Source organism: Actinotignum sp. usb-actsch-rep-73, assembly GCF_059082735.1.
This window is the reverse complement of the sequence record NZ_JBHNPV010000058.1, coordinates 1-24,559: the sequence shown is the minus strand read 5'-3', so window position 1 is coordinate 24,559 and position 24,559 is coordinate 1. Positions and strand designations below refer to the sequence as shown.

The following is a 24,559-nucleotide window of genomic DNA, read 5'->3' as shown; positions in this document are numbered from 1 at the left end:
TTACGCCACTAAGGTACTGAATACTTACTACGGACACAAGGAAATGTCACGACCTAGACCATGTGTGCAGTGAATGATCACAGGGAACCCACAGCAGGCGAGCGGGACAGATAGTGAGCTAGCGAAACAATCTGGGCATGAGTCCAGCATCTGAATCGTCATGTGTTCGCTCTGATGGCACGCTCGCTCGCATCCTTGGCGTGGATGAAGAGTCTTCGCTTGCCGTCTGCCGTTGTCGCCTAGTGGTTTAACCGTGAAAAGCAGTGTTGGGGGAGTACATCATTGACGTGCTCCCCCAACACTGTTGGTAACGCTTCAGTGCGTCACCGGGTGCTAGGCCAAGAGAGTGCGGTCAGAGAGTCCCTCTCCATCTTTGCCTCGCAGCTTATCGAACTCCGCAAGAAGGGATTCGACAGTTGCATTCTTCTTTTCTTCACCCGCCAACTCGAACATGATGCGACCTTCGTGCATCATGATCAGGCGGTTGCCCATGGAGAGTGCCTGCTCCATGTTGTGCGTGACCATCAGCGTCGTCAGATTCTTCGACGCGACAGCATCTCGGGTCAGCTCGGTAATCAGAGCAGCACGCTTCGGGTCAAGAGCGGCGGTGTGTTCATCAAGAAGCAGGACGCGCGGGTTAGAGAAGGTCGCCATCGTCAGCGACAGAGCCTGACGTTGGCCACCGGACAGCAGACCAACCTTGGCAGTCAGACGATTCTCGAGGCCCTGTTCGAGAGGTGCCAGAATGTCTCGGAATATGGCGCGCTTCTTCGCTGTCAGAGCAGGCCCCAGGGTTCGGCGGTTGCCTCGTGACCATGCGAGCGCAAGATTCTCTTCGATCGAAAGGTGGGGCGCGGTGCCAGCCATCGGATCCTGGAAGACACGCGAAACGTAGCGCGCAACCGCATAATCCGGAAGCTTCGTGATGTCCGTATCATCGATTGTCACGCGTCCCACGTCAGCCTGGTAACGGCCAGAAATAACATTCAGCAGTGTCGACTTGCCGGCGCCGTTTGAGCCGATGATCGTGACGAAGTCACCCTCGTCAAGGTGGAGTGAAATATCGCGAAGCGCCACGCGCTCGTTGACGGTACCGCGGAAGAATGTCTTAGTGACGGCTTCGATATCAAGCATCAGAGCACCACCTTTTCGTTGTCGCGCTCTTCAGGCGTGTGCGTAATGTCAGGTTCGGGAACCAGTGTGTGGGCGCGACGGCGCTCGCGGATCTTCGAGAAGAAACCGACGCGAGGAATCATCAGGGCGAGGAACACGATGATTGCGCTGATCAGCTTCATGTCATTCGCTTCAAGGAACTCGATGCCGAGGGCAAGCTGGATGATGACACGGTAGACGATCGAGCCGATCACGACGAACAGCGAGGTCATCCACATGCCACGCGACCCGATCAGTGCGGTACCGATAATGACCGATGCCAGGCCGGCAACAATCAAACCGATGCCCATCGAAATGTCGGCGTAGCCCTGGTACTGAGCGACAAGAGCGCCAGAGGCGGCAACGAGGCCATTTGAAAGGGCAAGGCCGATAATCTTCATCGTTCCTGTGGGAACACCCTGGGCGCGAGCCATACCTTCGTTGTCACCGGTTGAGCGCATGCCAAGACCGATCTGGGTGGACAAGAACCAGTTGAAGGCGGTGGTGACGACGCCGATCAAGACGGCGAAGATAACGACGGATGCCCACGAGCCGTTCAGGCCCGCCTCGCGCAGGGGAGTGAGGACAGTTTCTACACCACGAAGAAGCGGAACATTTGCTTTGCCGAGAATACGCAGATTGATCGAGTACAGGCCGATCTGCGTCAAAATTCCGGCAAGCAGGGGGTGGATGCCTGCTTTGACGTGAAGGAAACCGGTAATTGAGCCCGCAATACAACCGGCAAAGAAGCCGGCGATCGAGGCAAGCCACGGGTTCTGGCCGGCGGTGATCATGATTGCTGCAACCGCTGCGCCCGTTGTAAAGGATGAGTCGACGGTGAGGTCAGCGATATCGAGTACTCGGAATGTCAGGTACACGCCGAGTGCCATGAGGCCGTAGATCAGGCCAAGGTCGAGAGCTGTAAGCACTGGTTTTCCTTTTCAGGGTTTGTTTTCACGCGCAGGTGCTCAGGAACATTGGTTGTTCACTGAGCACCTGCGCGTGGGTTGCGCGTCAGCGCGTTGAGTTATTCTCCGACCAGGACGGCGGTATCCTTGAGAGCATCCGGAAGAGTCAAACCGATTGCTTCAAGTGTCGTCTTATTGACGGTCAGTTTGTATTCGGTCTGGGATTCGACAGGCATGGTGGCAGGCTCGGCGCCTTCGGTGAGGATCTTGATTGCCATCTGGCCGGTCTGGTAGCCGAGTGCGTTGTAGTCGATGCCGTATGTGGCAAGCGCACCCTTAGCAACGGAATCAGCTTCGCCTGCGATCAACGGAATTTTTGCATCTTCAGCTGCCTGGACGACAGAAGCGAATGCAGAGACGACGGTGTTATCGGTCGGGACGTAGATAGCGTCGACCGTGCCTGCCAGATCCTGGGCTGCCTGCTGAACTTCGGCGGAGTTCGTGATGGTCGTTTCCTTCACGGAAAGGCCTTCGGATTCGGCTATCGTCTTGGCAAGCTTCACCTGGACTTCGGAGTTCACTTCACCGGACGAGTAGATGATGCCGATGCTCTTCGCCCCGGGTGTGAACTGCTTGACCAGCTTGATCTGCTCTTCGACCGGGTTCATGTCGGTGGTGCCCGTTAGGTTCGAGCCAGGGGCGTCGAGCGAGTCTACGAGCTGAGCAGAAACCGGGTCGGTGACGGATGTGAACAGGACGGGAGTGTCAACGATGGATTGCGCAATCGCCTGAGCTGAAGGAGTTGCGATAGCCAGGATCAGGTCGTGATCTGCTTCTGCGAACTTCGCTGCGATCGAAGTTGCGGTTGCCTGATCACCCTGGGCGTTCTGTTCGTCGAACTTCACGTTCAAGCCAGCGTCGGTAAACGCCTGCTTAAAGCCTTCACGTGCCGCATCGAGCGAGGTGTGAGTGGTGATCTGGCTGATGCCGATTGAGTATTCCTCAGACGCGCCGGCTGCTCCCGATTCGGATTTGGTCGATGCTGAGCCGGAGCATCCAGCAAGGACAAGGGCGAGCGCTGCGCCAGTGACGGCACTGATCTGCGCGGTGCGTTTCATGGTGAACTCCACGTGTTGACGTTTACGGTTGGAGGGCCAGCCGGGCTGACCTTCTTCCATGACGCTAACGAGTGAAGTGGTTTCAGGGAGTGGGTGTTCAGTGGGTGAACATAGAGCGGTCGAAAATATCTCAGAATATGAAACCGGCTGCTCTGTTTTCAGCATGCTGATTCTTAGTCGAAACAAAAACGGCTAAAAATCAGGCAAAAACGGTGCTCAATGAAAGAACTCACTCAATTCCAAGAGCTTGGCGCGCGCGATAGCGCCCATCGCCACCATCGAAGGCGCCGACAAGCGCATCGGCGGCTGCGCGACACCGCTCAAGAGAAACCTGACCAAGCTGGGCGCCCACACCGGAAATCGCACTTGATGCCATCGACAGCGATGTCACACCCATGCCCACAAGCACGCACGCAAGAAGCGGATCGGCGGCTGCTTCACCACACACGCCAACGGGCTTGCCCAACCGCAGGCCAGCTTTGACGACCTTACGGATCAGCGCAAGCGGTGCGGGCTGCCACGGATCGGAGTACTCCGCCAGGTTTGCTGACAGACGGTCAGCGGCCATCGTGTACTGGGTCAAGTCATTCGTACCGATAGAAACAAAGTCCACGTACTCCATGATCTGGTCGATCAGGATCGCGGTCGCGGGAACCTCGACCATCACGCCAGCCTTCAAAGACACGCCAAAAACGTCGTTGCGTTCATTAATCAACCCGGCAAACCAGCGTGCTTCAGCGGCAGTAGCGATCATCGGTGCCATCACCCACACGTCGGTGTCGGGGGCAGTCATGGCTGCGACGGCAATCGCGTCCAGCTGATTAGCCAGAACATTCGGGTGAATGCCGTTAATCCGGATACCGCGAACACCCAGCGCAGGGTTCGGCTCATCACGTAGCGTCGCGTAGGCAACGGGCTTGTCAGATCCTGCATCCAGAGTGCGAACCACAACCTTCGAGCCGCTCCATGCCAGCAGTGCCTGAGAATAGGAGCGCGCTTGCTCTTCGACGCTGGGCTCAGTCGGGTGGTCAAGGAATGCCAGCTCGGTGCGCATCAAACCGACGCCCTCAGCGAAGCCGGACTCGTGAGCCGAAGTAGCGCTGGGCCCGTCCTGAACGTTCGCCAACAGTTGGACATGCACCCCATCCGAGGTCTGCGCGGGACCCGTCCATGAACGAATCAGTTCCAGTCGCGCTGCATCAGCCCGGACCTTTTCGAGTGCCACGGCCTCGTCGATTCCGGTTGTGATCGCACCCGTCCCACCGTCGACCAAGACGGGCACCTCCGAAGCGATCTGGTCCACCTGGCGTGCTGCCACGATGCACGGAATCGCCAGCTGACGCGAAATGATCGACGTGTGCGAGGTCGGACCACCTAACTGAGTCACGATCGCGACGCACACATTCGTGTCCAAGCTTGCGGTGTCAGCGGGCGACAGATCATCCGCCAACAGGACAAACGGGCAATCGCAGTCCGGAATACCCGGTTCAGGCACGCCCTGAAGGTGCGCGATCACGCGGTCACGAACGTCGCGCAAGTCGGTCGTGCGCTCCGCCATCACACCGCCGGCAGTCTCGAACATGACGACGAACCGCTCGGTCGCCTTCATCACCGCCTGAATCGCGGGGATGCCGTCGCGGATGCGCTTCGACACGTCCTTCGTCCACGCGCGGTCAGTGGCCAGCGACGAGGTCACGATCAGAACGTCAGCCGCTTGTCCGGTGGTTTTCGAAGCACGATTCATGAGCGAGTCAGCCACGGCATTTGCACAATCAAGGAAGCGACTTACTTCGGCTTCGCGGACATCCTCCGGCAAAGCAGGAGCCGACTCAGGCGGAAGTTCAGGCCTGCGCACCCAGAGTGCCGGGGCGTAGGCAACACCTTGAACAACAGGAGTTCCATAGATTGTGATCGGGTCAGCCATGCGAGCCTCCTTGCTCAACGGGTCACGTGCTGTGACCAGCATAAAAGCTGACTTGGACTCAAGCGATTGTCAACCCTGAGCCTGCACAAGTGACCTAGAAGAGCCCTGATTGATGTTTCGTTTGTCCGCCTATTGTGTTTCCTTTGCCCGTATGGCGGTCGCACTCGAGCTAGATAGGGCGCATCTCTAGGATGAAAGGACGCACGAAGGTGCGTAGTAAAAGAAGAAATGGGGAATCGTGGCACTCATCGTGCAGAAGTACGGTGGCTCATCCGTCGCAGATGTTGAAGCGATGAAACGAGTCGCCCGCCGAGTCGTCGAAACTCACCAGGCAGGACACCAAGTCGTTGTCGTCGTATCCGCAATGGGCGACACTACCGACGACCTGCTCGACACGGCCGCGCAAATCACCCAGCACGCTCCCGAACGCGAGATGGACATTCTGCTGTCCGCCGGCGAGCGCATCTCCATGTCCCTGCTGTCCATGGCAGTCAACGAACTCGGCGTTCAAGCCCAGGCGTTCACCGGCGCTCAGGCCGGCATTAAAACGACTTCACACTATGGGCGTGCCCAGATCGTCGGTCTGGTAACCGAACGCATTGCCCGCACCGTCAAAGACGGCCACGTTGCCATCGTCGCAGGGTTCCAAGGAATCTCCGAAGATGACGACGTCACCACGCTGGGCCGTGGCGGATCGGATACGACCGCAGTCGCGCTCGCGGCAGCCCTGCACGCTGATGTCTGCGAAATCTACACCGACGTCGACGGCCTGTTCTCTGCAGATCCTCGTATTGTCCCCAAGGCGCACCGTCTGCGTCGCGTCACCCAGGAAGAAACCCTCGAACTTGCTGCGCACGGAGCAAAGATTCTGCACCTGCGCGCCGTCGAATTCGCGCGCCGCTACAAGGTGCCGCTCCACGTCCGCTCATCGTTCTCAGAAAAGAACGGCACCTGGATCTTCGACGGTCCAGCAAACCCAGAACTTAAGGGACTCGTTCCCTCAGCCGCACTTGTCGATCCGCAGGAGGACCCCATGGAACAGCCAATCATCTCCGGTATCGCCCACGACCGCTCCCAGGACAAGATCACCGTCACCAACCTGCCGAACACCCCCGGTATGGCAGCGCGCGTCTTCTCCATTTGCGCCGAGGTCGGCGCAAACGTCGACATGATCGTTCAGAACGTTCCAGTCTCTGACTCGACCCGCGCGAACGTGACCTTCACGCTTCCCGAAGGCGATGCGCAGCGCACGCTCAACGCTCTTGAAGCTGCGCGCGACGAAATCGGCTTCGACCAGTTGCGTTACAACCCGAACATCGGCAAGCTCTCGCTGGTCGGCGCGGGCATGCGCACCAACCCGGGCGTGTCCGCCAAGCTGTTCGAGGCCCTGTCTGATGCCGGCATCAACATCGAGATGATTTCGACTTCCGAAATTCGTATCTCCGTTGTCACCCGCCTCGACGATCTTGACCGCGCAGTCCAGGCCGTCCACACGGCATTCGGCCTTGACGCTACCGAATCTGAGGCAGTCGTCTACGGCGGCACCGGGCGCTGAAAGGCGCACCGATCGTCGCTTCGCCCCCCTATGGGGAATATGAGAGAAACGCTAGGTGGCCTCGTCAGTTTAAAATCGCAGACTTCCGCGTGAAAACCACGCCGGATCCCTCGGTCGCCCCACCGTATGGGCGCCCACACCAAAGGAGAAAACAATGACCGGACTGAACGTCGCAGTCGTCGGAGCAACCGGACAGGTTGGCCGAGTCATGCGCACTCTGCTCGAAGAGCGCGACTTCCCCGTGAAGTCGATTCGCTTCTTCTCTTCTGCTCGCTCGGCGGGCACGACTCTGACTTTCAAGGGTGAAGAGATTACGGTCGAAGACGTCGCCACCGCGAACTACGACGGTATCGATATTGCTGTTTTCTCTGCGGGTGCCTCGGCCTCGCTTGAGTACGCGCCGAAGTTCGTTGCTGCCGGCGCGGTTGTTGTCGACAACTCTTCCGCATGGCGCAAGGACTCGGACGTGCCACTGGTCGTGTCTGAGGTCAACCCCGAAGACATCGAGAACCGTCCCAAGGGCATCATCGCGAACCCGAACTGCACGACCATGGCAGCTATGCCGGTCCTGCGCCCGTTGGTTGACAAGGCGGGTGGCCTGAAGCGCCTGTTCGTCTCGTCCTACCAGGCAGTCTCCGGTTCCGGCGTGAAGGGCGTCGAAGAACTCGTGCGCCAGAGTGAAGCCGGCGTCACTCAGAATCTTGCCGGTCTTGCACTGGATGGCCACGCGGTCACTCTGCCCGATCCGCAGGTCTACGTCGCCCCGATCGCATTCGACGTTGTGGCTCTGGCCGGTTCGATCGTTGACGATGGATCGGAAGAGACCGATGAAGAGCAGAAACTCCGCAACGAGTCCCGCCGAATCCTACACATCCCGGACCTCAAGGTGTCGGGCACCTGCGTCCGCGTCCCCGTTTTCACCGGCCACACGCTTTCGATCCACGCCGAATTCTCCGGCGCTATCACCCCCGACGAGGCGCGTTCCGTTCTGGCAACCGCTGATGGTGTACGCATCGTCAACGTTCCGACTCCGCTTGAAGCTGCGGGGCGCGACGAGGTTCTGGTCGGTCGTATCCGCCAGGATCAGGCTGTCGATGACAACTGCGGTCTGGTTCTGGTCGTCGCCGGCGACAACCTGCGTAAGGGCGCTGCCCTCAACGCGATCCAGGTCGCCGAACTGGTGGCAGCTGAACTGCTTGCCTGACCAGGTGCATCAAGCCAATCCTAGGGAAGGGGCGCTGGTGGGATGAAACCCCCAGCGCCCCATTTCTTTACGCGACTTCGTTGTCCGCATCTGAGCTTGGAAGCACCCACCCCGACGTCACATCAAACTCAACCAGTGCACCGACTTCAAAGGGAATTGATGTGTCGGGTGTGCGGACAACCAACGTCCCGATCTCGGTTTCTACGTCATAGGACATATGGGATCTGACGAACGAAGCGGAAATGATTTGCCCGTGACGCCCGATCACCGAATACGGGGCACTGGGAGTCAAATGAATATTCTCGGGCGGAATGCTGATCTGAACGTCTCCCGGCTTCGTGTCGTGGGGAGCAGGAATCGAATAGGTCACAGTCCCACACGTCACCGTTGCCAGAAGAAGCGACGAAGCGGGAGCCTCATCAACACTTTCGACCGTGCCCGACACGATGTTGGGGATGCCCATCAGGTGCGCAACTTCGATGGAACTCGGTTGCGCATACAGCATCCGCGCGGTGTCGATCTGCAGGCACCGCCCCGAATCCAACAGCATGATTCGATCGGCGACCAGACACGCTTCGGTCACATCGTGCGTCACGTAGAGAACTGCACTGCCCAAGCGTCGAACCTCGCGAATCAGGGAAGCTCGGATCGTTGACGCAACGGATGCGCCCACGTGCGCGAGGGGCTCATCCAACAGCAGGACGGAGGGTCGTCGCACAAGTGTCCGTGCCAGAGCGACGCGTTGAGCCTGACCGCCCGACAGCTGGTAGGGGTAGCGTGATGCTAGGCCGACGATACCCATGCGAACCATGATCGAATCGATCAAAGACTCGCGTTGAGCAGGGGGAACATTCGTACTATCCAGCGCGAAAGCAATGTTTTCGTGGACGTTCATATGATTGAACAACGAGGGCGTCTGAAAAAGTAGGCCGGTTGGGCGTTTTCCTGCGGGAAGAGTGGTGATGTCCGAGCCGTCAACGACGATGGAACCACTTCTGGCCGCTTCGATGCCCGCAAGGGTATGTAAGAGCGTTGTCTTGCCGCACCCCGATGGTCCAACGACAGCAAGGATCTCGGCCGGGGCAACGTCGAATGAAATGTCGCTCAGGATGCGTGAGCCACGGTGAACGTCCAGACCACAAACATGCAGTCCGGAGTTCATGTGAGTAGAGGTTGTCATAGGCCCTTCCTGACATATCCGGAGTGACGTGTCGTTGAGGTAATGAATGCGATGCCCAAACTAATCATGACGAGGGCAGATGATGCGGCGAGCGTGCCAAGAGCTAACACTGACCAGTGATCGCCGTGGATGCCAAGTGGAAGAAGCGCAACGGCTGGGAACGCGGAACCGACGGGGACAACGAACGCCGAGGGGGCGCTCATGCACATGAGCAACCCGCTGAGTGCTGCAAATACACCGATCAGTCGACCTGCCAAGGCGGGAATCACCACTGTGAGAGTGGTGCGCGTAGTGCTTGCTCCCAGTTCTTCCGCGGTCCTCATCGCTTGGCGAACAGAGAGCAGTGAGAACGACATCAGGAAATATGAGGCCGGCAGGGCAAGAAGAAGATTGGTGAGAACCACCGTCAGCATGCCACCCGCAATCGAGCCGCCACCCAACAAGCGTGGCAGGATCGTGTGGTCGCCGATTGATATCGGGTGTTGGAAAACTAAGTGAATCAGAATTCCGCCGGCAATGGGGGCGGACAACAAGGCAGTCAGGAACAGGGCGTTGATCGCGTGGGGGAATGCCCAGCGGTGCCTGGCAATCAAGAATCCTATTGCTGCGCTCAGCGGGACGATGCCCAGGATCAGCAGTGATTCTCTGACGGTCTGCCCCAAGAGTTCCGCAGATGCGGTGTGGATGAACCAATTGGACGCTCCGACGAGCATCACGATGATGATTCCTGCACTCATAATTACGAATATCAACGCGAAGGGGATGACGCTTGCGGATAGCGTCGGAAGGTATTCCTTCAGCGGGGTTGGGTACGTTGTCTGCCGGGCTGTGTAACGAGTCAGCGTCAAGCTACGCAAAACGATGAACGTGGTCGCGGACGCGACTCCAACGTAGATGAGTGCGATGTGAGTGGGGACGGAAGAATCGAGTCCTGAGTTCAACGCATTGAGCGCCAACATCGGTAGGTACGGTTCAGCCGACGCGTTCGTGCTTGTTGCTGACACGTCGGAAGCTGCCATGAATGTGGTCAACGCGAATGCGGGGATCAGGGCTGCGCGGATGCGTGGAGCAAGAAGCTTTTTAAAAATGTTTCGCTCGGGGCTCCCGAAAGTGACTGCTGTTTGGACTTCGCCGTGGTTGAAGGACGACAGGATGAAACTCAGCATGAGGACAGCGAAGGGGCTTGCGTTGATGGCAAGGGCGACGACGATTGTTGCCTGCGAGTAGGGTGGGGCGCCCATCCAGATCAGTGCTTGAGCGATGACTGCCGGTGGGATCAGTGCAGGCAAGAGTGCTGGAAGAATCCAGATGAATGTTCGTCGGGAGCGCAGGTACAGGGGGAGTGCGATTGCGATTCCGAGGATTGTCGCGCCCAGTCCGGCTAACGTGCTGATTTTCAGCGTGCGAATGGCAGTGGGGACGAGGTCACTCCATGACAGTTCATCGGCTAGAGGTAAAGATTCAGTGTCTGACACGTGGTGGTTGGCGCGGGGCGCGCCAATGGGGGCGGGTGCGTCCTGGGTGGACGATGGAAGGTAGACGTCTTTCGTCCATCGCTTAATCAGGGTGGCGCGCTGAAGGGAGGCCGCGCTGGGATCATCGCCGAAGATTGATATTCCGAGTGTTTCAAGACGTCGTGAAATGTGTTCGGGGAGGCGCGTACTGACGGGGGATTGGTCTGCGACCTCGGCACCGAGCGCCTGTCCTTCGTCGCTGACAACCCACTGCAGGAACTTTTGTGCGTCCTCTGATTCGCGAGTGCGTCGGGGAAGAGATGCTGCTCCGATTTCGAAGCCGGTTCCGTCAAGTGGGTAGGTGACCATGACGTCGGCGCCATGGTGTGCTTCAAGGCGACAGTAGTTGTCGAAAGTGATGGATGCGGGTGAGCGTCCGATTGCGACAAGGTGTGCGGGGTCGGTTCCTGAGTTCACGTAGGTCAGGGTGTGAGCGTCGACTTGGCGCAGGAATTGGATTGCTTGCGAGGGACTGCCGAAGCGTTCTTTCTGCACGTTCAAGAATGTTGCTGCTGTTCCCGAGGTCAGGGGAGAAGGGACGATCAGGGGGAGGGAAGTTGATGACAGGTCCTGCCACCTTCGAAGACCTTCTGGGGAATGTGTGACCGTTCGTGACTGGCAGAAGGACAAGATGCCACCGTAAATCCCGAACCACGATCGAGAGTGGAAAGCATCGGGTAGCCCACTGGTGTCAACGTCCGGGGCAAGGCGAAGTAGTCCGAGGTTTTCGGCTTGGACGTGCGCTTCGGCTGGACCACCAACCCAGACGTCGAATTCTGAGTGGGCACGGGTTGATATCAGACGAGCAAGGGCTTCTGACGTTGGTACTCGTACGACGTCGACGCTTGTTTCTTCGCGTTGCTCGTAGCGCCTAGCTAGAGCTTCGCACACCGTTGACGTGTTGGAGCACAGGATTCTTAGGCCCGGCTTTGAGTCTGCGAAAAGAAGAAAGAGTGGCGAGATGCTGATGATCCCCACGACCGCCACCGCGATCAGTGAACTGAGGCGGCTTTGGCGTAGGGATTTCATAGGAACCAGACTAGTGCGAGGATGCAGTATCGCCGGCGACCAAGATTGGGAAGTCGCCGGCGATACACATCGGGGAAGAAGGTCACTTATTGGCTACGTGACGCTTCATGAGGGCTCGTTCCTCCTTGCCGACGATCATCATCAGGATGACGGCGACGACGGCAACGACAATAAGGAAGCCGTAGGCGATGTTCCAGCCGAAGTTGTGGATCAGCAGACCAACGCCGGACGATGCCAGGGTTGCGCCGAGCAGGTATCCGAAGAGGCCGGTGAAGCCAGCTGCGGTGCCCGCAACATTCGTGGGTGAAAGGTCGATTGCTTGAAGACCGATCAGCATGACCGGGCCGTAGATCAGGCCACCGATGACGGCGATGAGCAGGTAGAAGACCCAGATGGGGGCGCTGTGAGGCATGAGCCAGTAGGCGAGAAGAGAAATGCCAACGCCTGCCAGGAAGAGGATGCCTGCGCCTGAACGCCAGCCCTTGAAGATCTTGTCGGAAACCCAGCCGCAGAGCAGGGTGCCGGCGATGCCGGCGCCTTCGTAGATTGCGAAGCCAAGGATGCCTTCCTTGACGTTGACGCCGTGAACCTGTTCGGTCAGGTAGATCGGGATCCAGTTGAGGACGCCGTAGCGGAGCGTATAGACGAAGACGTTGGTGACGGCCAGGAGGACGACGACGCGGTTGGTCAGGACGTGCTTGAACAGCATTTCCTTCCACGGCATATCCGAGGTTTCCTTCACCTTTGCCGGGTCGTTGCGGTATTCCTCGATCGGCGGAAGGCCGAGGGCTTCGGGGCGGTCGCGGACAAGGATCAGTGCAATGAGGGCGACGATGAGCGCTGCGATTGCCGGTGCCCAGAAGGCGGGACGCCAGTCAGCATCGGAGGTTGCGAAGGTGTCGAGTGCCCAAGCGGAGAGCAGGCCGACGCCCGCGCCACCAACGTTGTGTGCACAGTTCCAGATCGAGGTCATCCAGCCACGTTCGGTGGTGGAGAACCAGTGGACCAGGACGCGACCTGAGGGAGGCCAGCCCATGCCCTGGAACCAGCCGTTGATGAACATCATGATCGCGAAGAGGCCGACTGATGCGGAAAGAACGGGCACGAATGCGATCAGCAGGTTCATGATTGCCGAGAGTGCCAGGCCGATCGGCATGAAGTAGCGTGCGTTTGCGCGGTCGGACAGCATGGCCATAAAGAACTTCGACAGGCCGTATGCGAAGAGCACTGCATTGGCAACGATGCCGATGCCGGCAGCGTTCATGATGTCGTGTTCCTTTAGGATTGCCGACACTAGTGACACATTGTTACGGATCAGGTAGAAGCCGGCGTATCCGAGGAAGATTCCCATGAACACCTTGAAGCGCCATGAGCGGTACATCGAGTCGACGCGTTCGGGGCTGACGGGCGGTGCTGCCGGTGGCGCCGAAAGGAAACCCAAAGAGTTTGACTGGGAAGACAACAGTGTCTCCTTTAGTTGAAGAGTTAAGACTCAACGATTGTGTCTTCTGGTTGGTGACAATTCGGGCGGGTTTTGGTGGCGTTTGGAAACAGTGCTGTTACCAAAGTGGGCGGGCTACGTTCCAGAGTGTGCGGGCTAGGTGCGTGCGCGCAGTCTGGCGGACATAAGTGGGGGCACGAGGCCCCTTATCAAGCGCGAGTGCTCAAAGTCAGCGTTATGAGGCCTCGATGACGAAACGGTAACCTCGTCCCCTGACCGACTGGATACACGAAGAGTCGATGCCCGCACGTTCTAGCTGACGGCGAAGGCGATACATCGTTGTTTTGATCATGTCGTGTGCGCCGACTTGGTCGGTTGTGGACCAGCCTTCGCTGAGGAGGTCTCGCCAGGGGATGTCCTGGTTTGGTCGCGAGGCTAGGATTGTCAGGACACGCTGTTCGGTAGGGCTGAGCGGAATGACGACTCCGTCCCAGGTTATGCGTTGCATATCAGCGTCGATGGTGATGGGCCCGAGGTGCACGGATTCTTGTTGTCGTACAGGCTGGGTTCGCCTGACGATTGCTTGGGCGCGCAGTGCGAGCTCGCGGGGACTGAAGGGTTTGGTCACGTAGTCGTCGGCGCCTGCCTCGAGGCCAACGATACGGTCTTCTTCATCACCAAGGGCAGTAAGCAAAATGATCGGAACCGCCATGCCGGCGCCACGGATTCTTCGGGTCAGGTCAACGCCTGATCCGGTCGGCGTCATGACGTCAAGGACAACCAGATCAACACTGCGATCTTGAAGGTATTGCCAGGCTTTTGTGGTGTTGGGTTTCGTTTCGCACGTGAAGCCTTGGGTTTCCAGCGCGAAGGCGATGATTGAGAGCATCTGGGGTTCGTCGTCGACGATAAGCGCGTGCTGTCCCATCACTTCCCCTTCGGCAGTACAACGTGGATGACCGTGCCACACTCAGGCAACGAGTCCACCATAATTCTGCCACCGTGCGCCTCGATTATTCGTTGGGAGACCATCAGTCCGATTCCGGATCCCCGGCCATCGGTGGTTTCCGACGTGAAAGCGTCGAACATTTTTTCTTGGGTTTCAGGGGTAATTCCCGGGCCGGAGTCCTCGACGGTGATTTGCGCTCCGCCATCTTCGGTTGAGGCGACGCTGATCGTGATCGGCGAGGTGCCGTCTCCGTGGTGGAGTGAGTTGTTGATCAGGTTCCACATGACTTGCCGGAGCATGGAAGCGTTCGCGTGGATGTTGAGGACTCCCCCGACCGCGTTCACATGGATGGGGATGTCGGTGATGCGTCGCATTTCTCGTGCGGTTGAGGCAACGATGTCTCTCACGTCGACGAGCTCGGTTGACAGTGTTCCGCCACGTGAGAGTTTGAGGTCGGTGATGATTGACTCGGTCAGGTCGATGACCTGCTGAGTGTTCGTTGTCATGGTGCGAACGAAGTGGTGTTGCTGTTCGTTCAGGTCGCCAGCAAGACCTTCTTCGAGCAGTTCGCCGGCTCCGCGGATGAGTGCCAGCGGAGTACGGATTTCGTGGGCGATGATGGCGGGCCGGTATCTCAGCAGATCGTCGCCTGTTTCGTCATCGTGATTCTTCTTTTTCAGCAGGATGGCACCTCGCGTTTTTTCGCCGTTGTGCGCCCGTGAAATGACGTAAATCAGGGTGATTGCGGTTGCAATAAACAAAAGCCACCCGACGATTGTGAAGATCATCGTCGGGTGGCTCATGGTCCAAGTGTGTCGCTAATAGTGCGACTTGCCAAACCTGGAAGGTGGGTTTTCTGCCGGTTTACTTTTGGGATTCGGCAATGGATGCGCGAACCTGATCCATGTCGAGGTCGCGGATCTGCTGGATCAGATCGTCGAGTGCAGCACCCGGAAGGGCGCCGGACTGACGGAAGACGGCGATGCCGTCGCGGAACGCCATGATCGTCGGGATGGACGAGATCTGAGCTGCGCGAGCAAGGTTCTGCTCTGCGTCAGTATCGACCTTGCCGAAGACGATGTCGGTGTGCTTGTTGGAGGCTTCTTCGTAGACCGGACCGAACTGGCGGCACGGGCCGCACCAAGTTGCCCAGAAGTCAACCAAGACGATGGCGTTTTCGGCGACGGTGGTTTCAAAGTTGTCGTTGTGAAGCGTGACGGTGGCCAATGCGGTCTCCTTATGTGCGGGGTTCGAGTGAACCCGAGGTGCGATTGTATGAGCGTGATCTATTGCTGGGAATCGCTTTGATTATTTCGTTGCGGTTTCCCGTTTCGTAGAGTTCAACGGCCTGAGTAGTGAATCTATTCCCTGTGATTGGTTTAGAGGTATGGTGTGCGTCGCACGTCTGTGACGGTAAGGCTGTTTCAGGGGGCCTCGTATCTGCGCGTCAGTGCGCGACCGGGCACCGCATAAAAGAGGCCTGGGTATTGTGCTCTTCGGCTTCGGCGCGCTTTTTCGGCGAGGGGAGTGCGTGGATTTTCTCCGACGAGGCTCCAACTGCGCGCAAGACGAACGCTTCCGATGCTACGCAGAGTGTGCGTCGCTTGTCGGGATCCGAGGGCAGGCGTTGCCCGGACAAGCAGGCGTGGATCAGCGCGACCAGAATGTGCGGGTCCTGCATGGGGATCGCTTCGCACTTCATTGCATCGATGAGGATGTTGAGAAGGAGGTTGCCGATCACGCCTGCATGCTCGTGAAGATGTTCAGACTTTTCCGTCGACATCTGATCGCGCAGGTGAACGCGACTTGCTAGGTGGTAGCGACTGGTCATCTCCAAGTGTGCGTGCACGTAGATGCGGAGGCGCTCAATCGGGTCGGGTTCTGTGTCGATTGATTCGTGAAGAAGTGCCGAGAATTCTGCGGTTGCCTCGTTCATGTAGGCAAGGAGCAGAACTTCTTTATCTTCGAAGTGGTTGTACACAGCGGTGCGTCCGACGTTGGCGCGTGACGCGATCTGCGACATGGTGATCGTGTCGAAAGACTGTTCGGCGAGGAGCCCTCCGAGCGCGTCGAAAAGCTTGTGGCGAGTCAGAGCGCGGTGGTTTTCTAGGGAGTCTCCGATGATCTTAGGCATAGGACTATTCTGACAGATGTACCCCATATGTCGCCAAATTATCTAGGTATTTGGTCATATATTCAGGCTCTTAGCGGTCCGCTGGCTCGAAACCGGATGTGCGTGCAACGGCCATCGCAATCTCAAGATCGCAGCCAATCCAGTCAAGCGTGTCGACCTTGTCTAAAGGAGTCCAGCGGAACTCACTATGGGAACCATTCAAAGTGGGGGCGGGCGCGTCCGGCGCTAGTTCAGCTAACCAGACTCCCATCGTGCGCCCCTGCAGGATCGGCCACCACGTGCCCTCTTCCGTCATTACCTGAGCGCCCACGCGGATGGCGGTGTTCATTTCTTCGCGTATTTCGCGGTGAAGTGCCTGAAGCGGGGCCTCGTCGCGATCGATCTTTCCACCGGGAAGCTCAAATTTTCCTGCCAGCTCGGGCGGGTATGAGCGTGCGGCGCAGAGCAACTGCGTTGGGTTGTCGAGCGAGTCGACGATGGCGGCGGCAACAACTAAGCGGGGCATGACTGCAGTGTAGGCAGTGTGTGGGACGAAGGTAATATAGTGGTCATACGAACTTGAAAAGATCTCCCTTCAACGAGCCGTTGAAACTGCCGATTTTAAGCTTGGCCACACGCGTCCTGATGGATCTCGTTGATCTGATCTGAATTCCAACGGAGTCGAAACCCACGCGGAGGTACTTGCGTGGGGTGGGCGCACCGTCTCTGCCGCTGTTGATCTGCGTGCGCCAGGCTGATGCTGTCGGCCTAGTCAAGCGTTGATCAAGAGGAGGGGCGCGATTCCTTGTGGGACAGCGTCCCTCCTCTCTTTGTCTGTCGCCTTGGCTGACCAGTATGTTTGACCTCTGGTATGATCAAACCTGTTGCCAATGGCGATGAATTGCGGGCGTAGTTCATCGGTAGAATGGAAGCTTCCCAAGCTTCAGAGGCGGGTTCGATTCCCGTCGCCCGCTCCACTTGGACGTCGAAAATGATAAGTAGGCGTTTGCGTTAGCGCGTACGCCCCAAGGGGGTCAAGAAAATCGCTTGCGTTAGCGAGTGTGTAGCGCGTTTGCCCTGACCTGCGGAAATGCTTCCTGAGCACTATCGCTTCCCCTGTTGCCATGATTTCTGGGCATGAGAAAAGCCCGTCCGCGCTCATGCACGAACGGGCCAGAATCTTCATCTCAAATCTAAAGCTGAACCCTCACTACCTCACCAACTCGGAATACGAACCGGATCGTATCTTCGCCTACGATGGCGTGGTCGATGAGTGCGCTCCATTGTGCGGGGTGAAACTCGCTCACCGGTTCCCCTGTCAGATCATTCAGGGTTGTGGTGATGGCGGCGTGCTTGGCGGTGTTCGCTGCGATATCTGCCTCTAGGCTCGCTTTGCGTGCGAGCGTCTTACGGTAGGCAGTATCGAGCTCTGTGTAGTGGGCTTGGTAGGCGTCTTGGTCGAGCGCGCGTTGCTGGTTTTCCGCAATCAGTGCTTCGATCTGCTCGGTCAGCTCCACGATTTTCGCCTGGCAGGCGGCGGCTTGTTCTTCCAAACGGCTCGTATCGAACATGTCGCCAAGCACCTGCGGTAGGTGGCTTTCGTACCGGTGGCGGGCGATCAGTTGGTTGAGCGCTTGCACGAAAGAATCCTTGATCTGCTCGTCTTTCACTGTCGCGCTGCTGCAAGGGTGCTGCCCTGCGTATTTGTGGTTGCATTGCCAGACTGTGTACTTGTATTTCGTGTTCGATGCCCACGTTTTACGCCCATACCACGCACCACACTGAAAGCATTTGAGCCGGGTGGAGAACAACCCGACTTTCGCTGATGATATGTTGCCATGTCTGGTGGAGAGTTCGTATTGCACCTGATCCCAGATATGCGGAGCAATAATCGGCTCGTGATTGCCTGTTACGTAGTATTGGGGTACTTCGCCTTCGTTGACCTTCATCTTTTTAGTAAGGAAATCGGTGGTGAACGTCTTTTGGAGAAGAGCGTCGCCTTTGTATTTTTCGTTGGATAGAATGGAGCGCACTGTCGATGTTGACCATACTTCTTTCCCGCGCGGGGTGAGAATCTTGCGGGCAGCGAGTTCGGTTTTAATCTCACTGATCGCCATCCCGTCAAGGAACAGCTGGTAGATCAGCCTGACGGTCGGTGCCTGGGTTTCGTCGATGACGAGACTGCCGTCCGCTCCTTTCTTATATCCGAGTAGTGATGCGTAGGGAACCATAATCTTCCCATCGGCAAAACGTTTCCTGTGTCCCCAGGTGACGTTTTCGGAGATCGAGCGGGATTCTTCTTGCGCCAGACTCGACATGATCGTGATGAGTAATTCGCCTTTGGTGTCAAAGGTGTAAATATTTTCCTTCTGAAAATAGACCTCGACGCCTGCGTCTTTGAGCTTGCGCACGGTGGTCAAGGAGTCGACGGTGTTGCGTGCGAACCGGGAGACGCTTTTGGTGAGGATGAGATCGATTTTGCCTGCCAGGGCGTCATCGATCATGGTTTGGAATCCCTCACGGTGCTTCATAGAGGTGCCAGAGATACCTTCGTCGCAGTACATGCCCGCGAACTGCCAATCATTACGGGAATGAATGTAGGTGGTGTAGTAGTCGATCTGAGCCTCATACGAGGAGGTTTGTTCTTCCATCTCGGTAGAGACGCGAGCGTAGGCAGCGACCCGTCTGCGTGCCGGTGCGCCAGATGAGGCTGTGGCAGATCGAAGCTTCTTTGTTGCGGGTATCGCTGTGACGGTGCGGCTCATGCCAGCCTCCCCTCACTGGTTAACCCCACTGGTGCAATGGTTCCATCCGCGAGGTGGAAGGTGAGCTGATGCTCGAAGGCCTCAATCATCACGACCTGCTCAGCAACCGCAGCGGGGTCGAAACTTTGGGTGCCGAGCATGTCTGCGCAGGCTTGTTCGAGGAGTGTTTCGCGCAGGTTGTGCCCCCTACAGGGGTTGCCATTCCCGGTGCAGGCACTCCAGCACCGCCAAAACTTATACGAGGTTCCAGACTTGTAGGTGCGGGTTTTGCGTTGATAGTTCTTCCCGCACGCCGCGCAGCAGATCCGCCCGGTGAATACGCCCGTGTTCTTCGACGGGGTCGCAGCCGGGCCCACCTCACGCCTGTACGCGATTTCTGCTTGCACCGCGTCAAACATCGCCTCGTCAATGATTGGCGGGAGGGCTTGCTCGACCCAGTAGCGTGGCAGCTCCCCGTTGTTGAGGGAGCATGTGGGTGCTTGGATTGTGGGGCGGTACATTTTCTGTAGCATTTGGCAGCCCTTGTAGCGCTCGTTTTCGAGCATGCGACGAAACACTGACCCGTAGAACCGTCCCCCTCCCCGAGAGCGTTTACCTTCAGCATTGAGCATCGTCGCGGTTTTCTCCGGGCTAATCCCATCGAGATAATTGGCAAACAGTAAGCGCACAATCTTGGCTTCTTCGTCAATGATGGTGAACTCGCCGTCTGTCCAGTGGTAGCCATAGACAACGAAGGAGTTCGTGCCCCCGTTCTTGTATCGGTTGCGGATCGCCCATTTCACGTTGTGGGATAGCGAGCGGGATTCTTCCTGGGCGAACGACGCCAACAAAGTCAGCAACAGTTCCCCGTCAGCGCTAAGGGTGTCGATGCGTTCGCGTTCGAACCGTACGGCCACGCCAAGGTCTTTGAGCTCACGGACCGTAGCCAGTAGATCGACAGTGTTGCGGGCCAGGCGTGAGATTGATTTACACAACACAATATCGACACCCCCGCGCCTGGCTGCGTCCATCAGGTCTGCCAGGCCTTGTCGGGATTTTGTTGACGTGCCGGTGATACCCTCGTCGGTAAACACCCCGACATAGGCCCATCCGGGTGTGGACTGGATCAGGCGCGAGTAATACGACACTTGCGCCGATAGGGATGCTAACTGCTCTGTGCCGTTCGTTGAGACCCTCGCGTATGCCGCCACGTTGACCAGTTTTGGGGTCGGCGGCCGAACTGGTGTCACCACACTGATGTGTGCCACGTTTTCTCCTTTCGCGTTAGGTCTATACACGCTCTAAAGGCGGTGTTTATCCAGTCGTTTTGCCCACAATCTGTGGTTGATAGATCGGGCTCCACGCCTGGAACAACAACCGGTGAGCACGCTGATGCTCTGCGGGTGTGAGCACGCCCCGACCTGCCAGCATGCTCAAGATGTGAGCGTCCGTGATGAAGGCGAGTTCTCGGGCGAACACGTCAGGTTGGGCCAGTTGATCAACAGGAGCGGCGAGCGTGTTCATGGTCGTCCGCCCCTGGTGCCGAAGCGAGCACGTACATAGCAGGCGTGACAGCAAAACTTTTGACCTGGCTTGTCCACGATCGCGAAGCAGCGTCCGCAGTGCGTACAGGTCTGCTCGCGCATAGGCTCAGTTTTCTGTCGATGCCGCCAAGCTTTATGCCTGCAGGCGGGCGAGCAAAACCGAGCCCGAGCTGCTCCCTGTATAGGGTTGGCACACCACTGGCACACGTGCTCGACCATCACCGGAGCAGCGTCAAGGTTTCGGGTTGTGCAGTACGAGCGGATCTGGTCACGAGTCAGGGCGCAAAACTCGGCAATCGCTTTATACCCCCAGCCCGCCGTGCGCAGGTTACGGATACGTTGTTCATCAAGATCATTCACAGTGGGGTCACTCCCTTCACCCCACTGCCGACGAACCCCCGTTTGTTAAATCCATCCATGAAACGACGAAAAGCCCCGCCACCACCGGCTCCCCGAGGATTGGGAAGTCACAGTGGTGACGGGGCTCGTATGAGCAGATAGATAACTGCCCGAAAAAAGGACATAAAAAAATCCCTCCAAATTTAAAAACAAATTCAGAGGGTAATTTAGGGTATAACAAAATAACCCACCCGAATATCGTTTTTTTATTTGGTGAGTTTGTTCTTTCAAATACGAAACAAAAAGAGCCGATGATTCGTGAATTGTTCCACAATTTCATCGGCTCTGCGTCTTAAGCGTCTGGCTCTTTGATGACAGTTATCTTCAAGTTGTCAACTTTAATCAATCTTTCTTGTCTGCATTTTGGACAATAAAGGGGATAATTCTCCAAAACAGTGTCCTTCCTAATTTTATTACGGGTTTTGCTCCCACAAACAGGACACAATATCCATTCGCATTTCATCATAATTAGTCTCTAATCCTTTCAAATCTCATTTTATATGACTTTTGCAAGCTGTTAAGCTAACTTGTGGAACATATGCCGAACCTTATCTATACGGCTATTCGGGCGGCGGGGTTGGCAAATAAATTTACCAATAGCTGGATGGTATCCTTTTAACTCTGTCAAGCAGACTCCCTGCCCATTTGTGAAATAAGTTAAATCGTTCCTGTATTCTTGAATACATCTAGCAGGGATTTCTCCTTTCAGAATGACCTCGTCATTCTTTATCTGAGTACTTACAATATCTGCACAATACCTTGGAGCATCATGATACGCCCGTGAGAGATATTCCTGCGGTGCATAAATTTCAAAGTGGAGATATGGCTCTAATAGTTCTGTCCCTGCTTTTTTTAAAGCCTGCTCCAATACGATAGGGGAAAGCAGCCGAAAGTCTGCGGGGGTACTTACAGGACTATAATACAATCCATATTCAAAACAGATTTTACAGTCTGTCACTTTCCATCCATACAGCCCCTGCTCGCAGCCATAAAGAACCCCCTCCATAACCGCATTTTGGAACGATTGATTTAAATATCCAAGTGAAACTCTGCTTTCATACTGCACTCCGCTTCCAATAGGGAGCGGCTCTATGGACAACCCGACAGAAGCCCAGAAAGGATTTGGCGGGACTTCTATGTGGATGGTATATTCTGCTTTTCTAAGCGGTCTTTCCATATATATAACAGTAGGCTCTTTTATTTCTGCCTCCACATGATATTTTTCCTCAAGGATGGCACAAATGACTTCCATCTGCACATTCCCCAAAAAAGAAAGTATAATCTCATGCGTTGTAGTATCCACATAATATTTTAAAAGAGGGTCGCCATCTGAAATTTCTGTAAGTGCCCCAAGCAATATTTCCCGCTGTTCAGATTTCTTTACTGCAATCGTTGTTTGGAGCATAGGGAGAGGATTTTCAATAAATTTTCTCTGCGGCAACAGTATTTCGTTCCCCAAAATACTGTTTAGCTGCAAAACATCATTTGGTAAAATTACAATATCACCAGAGCAGGCTGTATCGGATGAATATAATTCACCGTTTGTCGGAACACACATCTCTGTGATTTTTATTTTCTCTTTTTCAGATATTCTAATAACATCCCTCAAATGCAATGTTCCGCTATATATACGCACATAAACAAAACGCCGCCTTTTCTCTGAATATTCAATCTTAAAAACCTGCCCGCATAGTTCAGATTGACCTTCAGGCGTTGATGAATAAAATTTACTGGCAATTACTTCTATAAGCTGCCGAATCCCCAGATTGTTTTTAGCGCTTCCGTGATAAACGGGAAATAACGTTCCGTTTTGGAATCTCCTGTTTTCTTCCTGTTCCAGTTCTGACATTTTAAACGGTTTCCCTGACATATATTTCTCTAATAGTTCATCGTTTCCCATAATTACCGCATCCCACTGTTCCATATCGTCATTGTCCGTTACATTTATATGGGGATGCTGCCCAACCTTTTGCTTCACTATAATTTCCGAAGAAAGCTTTGCTTTCATTTCCCGATATACCATTGGCAAATCAATCCCCTCTTGGTCAATTTTATTGATGAAAAAAATTGTCGGAATCTTCATTATCTGTAGTGCATGAAACAGTATACGGGTCTGTGCCTGTATGCCATCCTTTGCAGAAACTAATAATACTGCTCCGTCTAATACGGATAAAGAACGGTATACTTCCGCCAAAAAATCCATATGGCCTGGCGTATCTATAATGTTGACTTTTACATCCTCCCACTGAAAAGATGTCACTGCTGTCTGGATAGTGATTCCCCTTTGACGCTCCAAATTCATTGTATCTGTCCTTGTTGTGCCTTCATCTACGCTCCCTAGTTCTGCAATTGCACCACTGGTATACAATAAACTTTCCGTTAATGTTGTCTTTCCTGCGTCAACGTGAGCCAGAATGCCTAAGTTAATTATTTTCATGTGATTTTCCTCCTATCAACACCCAAAAAAGGGCATAAAAATACCCAGTGATAAATACTCCTATCACTGGGTAAATAACTCCAATAGCCCCAAAACACTTATATGTTTTCGGGCATATAAAATTACATGATAAAAGTATTCTTAAACTGGGTACAAAAAACTAAGCCCCATATTAAAAGTGAAACGGGACTGCTACTTTTTGTTCCCACTATCAAATTGACAGTTTATTTAAGAATACCTTGCCGCATATTTATTAACTCCTTGTATAATACTGAATCTAATTATATTCCTTAACCCTTTATTTGTCAAGCTGACAAACTAAAGCAGAAAAAGCGGCAGGATTTCCCCCTGCCACTAATCATCTGTTTATGCAAAAATAATTTCCTTTTCCACAATCTCCCTCGCACAAGCCCTTATGTTATTGAGGCATCCTGTCCATTCTAAGGCGTTTTCTGCCTTTAGCTGTTCCGTTATGCCCTGTGCCTGTTTCATACCCTCTATGAGCCTTTCAAAGCGTTCCTGTGCCTGTCTGTTGATGTCGGCAAGGTAGGCGTTTAGCCTGCCGCTTGTAAGAAGATTGGTGTATGTAACTTTACGGTACTGTTTTAGATAATCTAAATGCCGTTGCCCCCAGATGCCTATTGCCTGTTCTTCTTCGGCGGGTACAGTTAAGCACGGTATCAAATAATCCCCTTGCCTTTCGTATTTGCCGCCCAGTTCCTCAAATAATGATTTTGCCATTGTCTGTTACCTCCACATTCTTTTTTATTTTGAATGTCCGCAAAATCCGTCCTACATCAGTCGCTCCGACGTGGCGCGGATGTTTAGTAGCCGAGCTTGGCATTCACGCGCGCCTGAACAGCGGCGTAGAGGTTGCCCAAGCGGCGCTTACGCTCCTCACCATTGCCATAGTCGCCACGGATCACGGCGTCGGCAAGCGCGTCGATGTTGGGCCCTGCTGGCTTCGTCGGCGTGTTGCCAGAGAGCTTCTCGTTCACTCGCTGCTGGACAGCCGCGTAGTTGGCTCCGAGGCGGAGCTTACGCTCCTCCCCGTTCCCGTAATCACCGCGAATGACAGCGTCAGCCAATGCGTCGATGTTCGGTGCTGCAGGAGCGGGTGCTGGTGCGCTACCGCTCATCTGGTCATACCAAGACTGTGCGCGGGACATGTAGGCGGCATGCTGGGAACCAGCAAGAGAAGCCGGGCAAGCCGTGGCAGAGAAGTCTTTGTGCCCGAACACGTTCTTGCCCCACTGGGGTCGGCCAAGGCCGTAGAACTTGCAGATCGCGGCGACGAGGTGTGCTCCGTTATCGAGGCACGCCTCCGACACAGCCCACGGGCTGGAGC

20 protein-coding genes, 1 tRNA gene and 1 pseudogene are annotated in these 24,559 nt (G+C 55.6%); 3 read left to right on the top strand and 19 right to left on the bottom strand.

Annotation, left to right across the window (positions count from 1 at the left end):
• Window positions 1-333: 333 nt before the first annotated feature.
• From AC5RE1_RS04125 to ptsP, 4 genes are all read right to left on the bottom strand, one after another.
• Entirely contained in the window at window positions 334-1,134 is an 801-nt protein-coding gene (locus AC5RE1_RS04125) for an ABC transporter ATP-binding protein (protein WP_493938389.1), read from the bottom strand.
• Complete coding sequence (locus tag AC5RE1_RS04120; protein WP_006680395.1) at window positions 1,134-2,081, bottom strand: ABC transporter permease; 948 nt, start codon at window positions 2,079-2,081, stop codon at window positions 1,134-1,136. Before AC5RE1_RS04120 ends, AC5RE1_RS04125 begins: the two co-directional genes overlap by 1 nt.
• Window positions 2,082-2,179: 98 nt before the next feature.
• Window positions 2,180-3,178, bottom strand: coding sequence for an ABC transporter substrate-binding protein (locus AC5RE1_RS04115; RefSeq protein ID WP_103633020.1), 999 nt, complete (start codon window positions 3,176-3,178; stop codon window positions 2,180-2,182).
• A 229-nt stretch (window positions 3,179-3,407) separates the two neighbouring features.
• Complete coding sequence (ptsP, locus tag AC5RE1_RS04110) at window positions 3,408-5,102, bottom strand: phosphoenolpyruvate--protein phosphotransferase (RefSeq protein WP_493938388.1); 1,695 nt, start codon at window positions 5,100-5,102, stop codon at window positions 3,408-3,410.
• A 238-nt stretch (window positions 5,103-5,340) separates the two neighbouring features.
• On the opposite strand from ptsP, the gene AC5RE1_RS04105 reads away from it, so the two are divergent.
• Complete coding sequence (locus AC5RE1_RS04105; RefSeq protein ID WP_006680392.1) at window positions 5,341-6,657, top strand: aspartate kinase; 1,317 nt, start codon at window positions 5,341-5,343, stop codon at window positions 6,655-6,657.
• 154 nt (window positions 6,658-6,811) lie between these two features.
• On the top strand, window positions 6,812-7,861 hold the full coding sequence (locus tag AC5RE1_RS04100) for an aspartate-semialdehyde dehydrogenase (RefSeq protein WP_103632969.1): 1,050 nt from the start codon (window positions 6,812-6,814) through the stop codon (window positions 7,859-7,861).
• Between the two features lie 67 nt (window positions 7,862-7,928).
• Here AC5RE1_RS04100 and AC5RE1_RS04095 read toward each other — a convergent pair whose 3' ends face one another.
• The 8 genes from AC5RE1_RS04095 to AC5RE1_RS04060 all read right to left on the bottom strand — a co-directional run bounded on the left by AC5RE1_RS04095 (window position 7,929) and on the right by AC5RE1_RS04060 (window position 16,613).
• Entirely contained in the window at window positions 7,929-9,041 is a 1,113-nt protein-coding gene (locus AC5RE1_RS04095; protein WP_493938387.1) for an ABC transporter ATP-binding protein, read from the bottom strand.
• Window positions 9,038-11,584 (bottom strand): substrate-binding domain-containing protein, encoded by a 2,547-nt coding sequence (locus tag AC5RE1_RS04090; RefSeq protein WP_493938386.1) that lies wholly within the window; start codon window positions 11,582-11,584, stop codon window positions 9,038-9,040. Before AC5RE1_RS04090 ends, AC5RE1_RS04095 begins: the two co-directional genes overlap by 4 nt.
• An 82-nt stretch (window positions 11,585-11,666) precedes the next feature.
• A complete protein-coding gene (locus AC5RE1_RS04085; protein WP_006680388.1) occupies window positions 11,667-13,046 on the bottom strand; it encodes an MFS transporter in 1,380 nt (459 codons plus the stop codon).
• A 214-nt stretch (window positions 13,047-13,260) separates the two neighbouring features.
• Window positions 13,261-13,953 carry a response regulator transcription factor gene (locus tag AC5RE1_RS04080; protein ID WP_006680387.1) on the bottom strand — a complete coding sequence of 231 codons (693 nt, stop codon included), beginning with the start codon at window positions 13,951-13,953 and terminating at the stop codon, window positions 13,261-13,263.
• Window positions 13,953-14,777, bottom strand: coding sequence for a sensor histidine kinase (locus tag AC5RE1_RS04075; RefSeq protein WP_219810995.1), 825 nt, complete (start codon window positions 14,775-14,777; stop codon window positions 13,953-13,955). Before AC5RE1_RS04075 ends, AC5RE1_RS04080 begins: the two co-directional genes overlap by 1 nt.
• A gap of 61 nt (window positions 14,778-14,838) precedes the next feature.
• Entirely contained in the window at window positions 14,839-15,201 is a 363-nt protein-coding gene (gene trxA / locus AC5RE1_RS04070) for a thioredoxin (protein WP_103632972.1), read from the bottom strand.
• A gap of 220 nt (window positions 15,202-15,421) precedes the next feature.
• Window positions 15,422-16,108: a TetR/AcrR family transcriptional regulator gene (locus AC5RE1_RS04065; protein ID WP_493938385.1), complete on the bottom strand. Its 687-nt coding sequence runs from the start codon at window positions 16,106-16,108 to the stop codon at window positions 15,422-15,424.
• Between the two features lie 70 nt (window positions 16,109-16,178).
• Complete coding sequence (locus tag AC5RE1_RS04060; protein WP_103632974.1) at window positions 16,179-16,613, bottom strand: (deoxy)nucleoside triphosphate pyrophosphohydrolase; 435 nt, start codon at window positions 16,611-16,613, stop codon at window positions 16,179-16,181.
• Between the two features lie 377 nt (window positions 16,614-16,990).
• Between AC5RE1_RS04060 and AC5RE1_RS04055 the strand changes: the two genes are divergently transcribed.
• Window positions 16,991-17,064: transfer RNA gene (locus AC5RE1_RS04055), tRNA-Gly, on the top strand.
• 216 nt (window positions 17,065-17,280) lie between these two features.
• Here AC5RE1_RS04055 and AC5RE1_RS04050 read toward each other — a convergent pair.
• The 7 genes and pseudogenes from AC5RE1_RS04050 to AC5RE1_RS04020 all read right to left on the bottom strand — a co-directional run.
• Window positions 17,281-18,852 (bottom strand): recombinase family protein, encoded by a 1,572-nt coding sequence (locus AC5RE1_RS04050; protein ID WP_004007593.1) that lies wholly within the window; start codon window positions 18,850-18,852, stop codon window positions 17,281-17,283.
• Window positions 18,849-20,099, bottom strand: coding sequence for a recombinase family protein (locus AC5RE1_RS04045; protein ID WP_004007594.1), 1,251 nt, complete (start codon window positions 20,097-20,099; stop codon window positions 18,849-18,851). The genes AC5RE1_RS04050 and AC5RE1_RS04045 overlap by 4 nt, the downstream gene beginning before the upstream one ends.
• A 46-nt stretch (window positions 20,100-20,145) precedes the next feature.
• Window positions 20,146-20,355, bottom strand: coding sequence for a hypothetical protein (locus AC5RE1_RS04040; protein WP_004007595.1), 210 nt, complete (start codon window positions 20,353-20,355; stop codon window positions 20,146-20,148).
• Window positions 20,356-21,066: 711 nt separating this feature from the next.
• A complete protein-coding gene (locus tag AC5RE1_RS04035) occupies window positions 21,067-21,237 on the bottom strand; it encodes a cysteine-rich KTR domain-containing protein (RefSeq protein WP_004614788.1) in 171 nt (56 codons plus the stop codon).
• A gap of 54 nt (window positions 21,238-21,291) precedes the next feature.
• Entirely contained in the window at window positions 21,292-23,211 is a 1,920-nt protein-coding gene (gene tet(O), locus AC5RE1_RS04030) for a tetracycline resistance ribosomal protection protein Tet(O) (RefSeq protein WP_004007597.1), read from the bottom strand.
• A gap of 366 nt (window positions 23,212-23,577) precedes the next feature.
• Window positions 23,578-23,952, bottom strand: coding sequence for a TnpV protein (locus AC5RE1_RS04025; protein ID WP_001129922.1), 375 nt, complete (start codon window positions 23,950-23,952; stop codon window positions 23,578-23,580).
• An 83-nt stretch (window positions 23,953-24,035) separates the two neighbouring features.
• Window positions 24,036-24,559, bottom strand: a pseudogene (locus tag AC5RE1_RS04020) (N-acetylmuramoyl-L-alanine amidase); the annotation flags it as partial.

Excerpts from the sequence above, each read along its gene's own strand:
- AC5RE1_RS04065 (WP_493938385.1), bottom strand. The coding sequence starts at position 16,108 with ATGCCTAAGATCATCGGAGACTCCCTAGAAAACCACCGCGCTCTGACT.
- AC5RE1_RS04050 (WP_004007593.1), bottom strand. The coding sequence starts at position 18,852 with ATGAGCCGCACCGTCACAGCGATACCCGCAACAAAGAAGCTTCGATCT.
- AC5RE1_RS04035 (WP_004614788.1), bottom strand. The coding sequence starts at position 21,237 with ATGAAATGCGAATGGATATTGTGTCCTGTTTGTGGGAGCAAAACCCGT.
- AC5RE1_RS04090 (WP_493938386.1), bottom strand. The coding sequence starts at position 11,584 with ATGAAATCCCTACGCCAAAGCCGCCTCAGTTCACTGATCGCGGTGGCG.
- AC5RE1_RS04100 (WP_103632969.1), top strand. The coding sequence starts at position 6,812 with ATGACCGGACTGAACGTCGCAGTCGTCGGAGCAACCGGACAGGTTGGC.
- AC5RE1_RS04080 (WP_006680387.1), bottom strand. The coding sequence starts at position 13,953 with ATGGGACAGCACGCGCTTATCGTCGACGACGAACCCCAGATGCTCTCA.
- AC5RE1_RS04115 (WP_103633020.1), bottom strand. The coding sequence starts at position 3,178 with ATGAAACGCACCGCGCAGATCAGTGCCGTCACTGGCGCAGCGCTCGCC.
- AC5RE1_RS04040 (WP_004007595.1), bottom strand. The coding sequence starts at position 20,355 with ATGAACACGCTCGCCGCTCCTGTTGATCAACTGGCCCAACCTGACGTG.
- AC5RE1_RS04025 (WP_001129922.1), bottom strand. The coding sequence starts at position 23,952 with ATGGCAAAATCATTATTTGAGGAACTGGGCGGCAAATACGAAAGGCAA.
- AC5RE1_RS04125 (WP_493938389.1), bottom strand. The coding sequence starts at position 1,134 with ATGCTTGATATCGAAGCCGTCACTAAGACATTCTTCCGCGGTACCGTC.
- AC5RE1_RS04095 (WP_493938387.1), bottom strand. The coding sequence starts at position 9,041 with ATGACAACCTCTACTCACATGAACTCCGGACTGCATGTTTGTGGTCTG.
- AC5RE1_RS04060 (WP_103632974.1), bottom strand. The coding sequence starts at position 16,613 with ATGCCCCGCTTAGTTGTTGCCGCCGCCATCGTCGACTCGCTCGACAAC.
- AC5RE1_RS04075 (WP_219810995.1), bottom strand. The coding sequence starts at position 14,777 with ATGAGCCACCCGACGATGATCTTCACAATCGTCGGGTGGCTTTTGTTT.
- ptsP (WP_493938388.1), bottom strand. The coding sequence starts at position 5,102 with ATGGCTGACCCGATCACAATCTATGGAACTCCTGTTGTTCAAGGTGTT.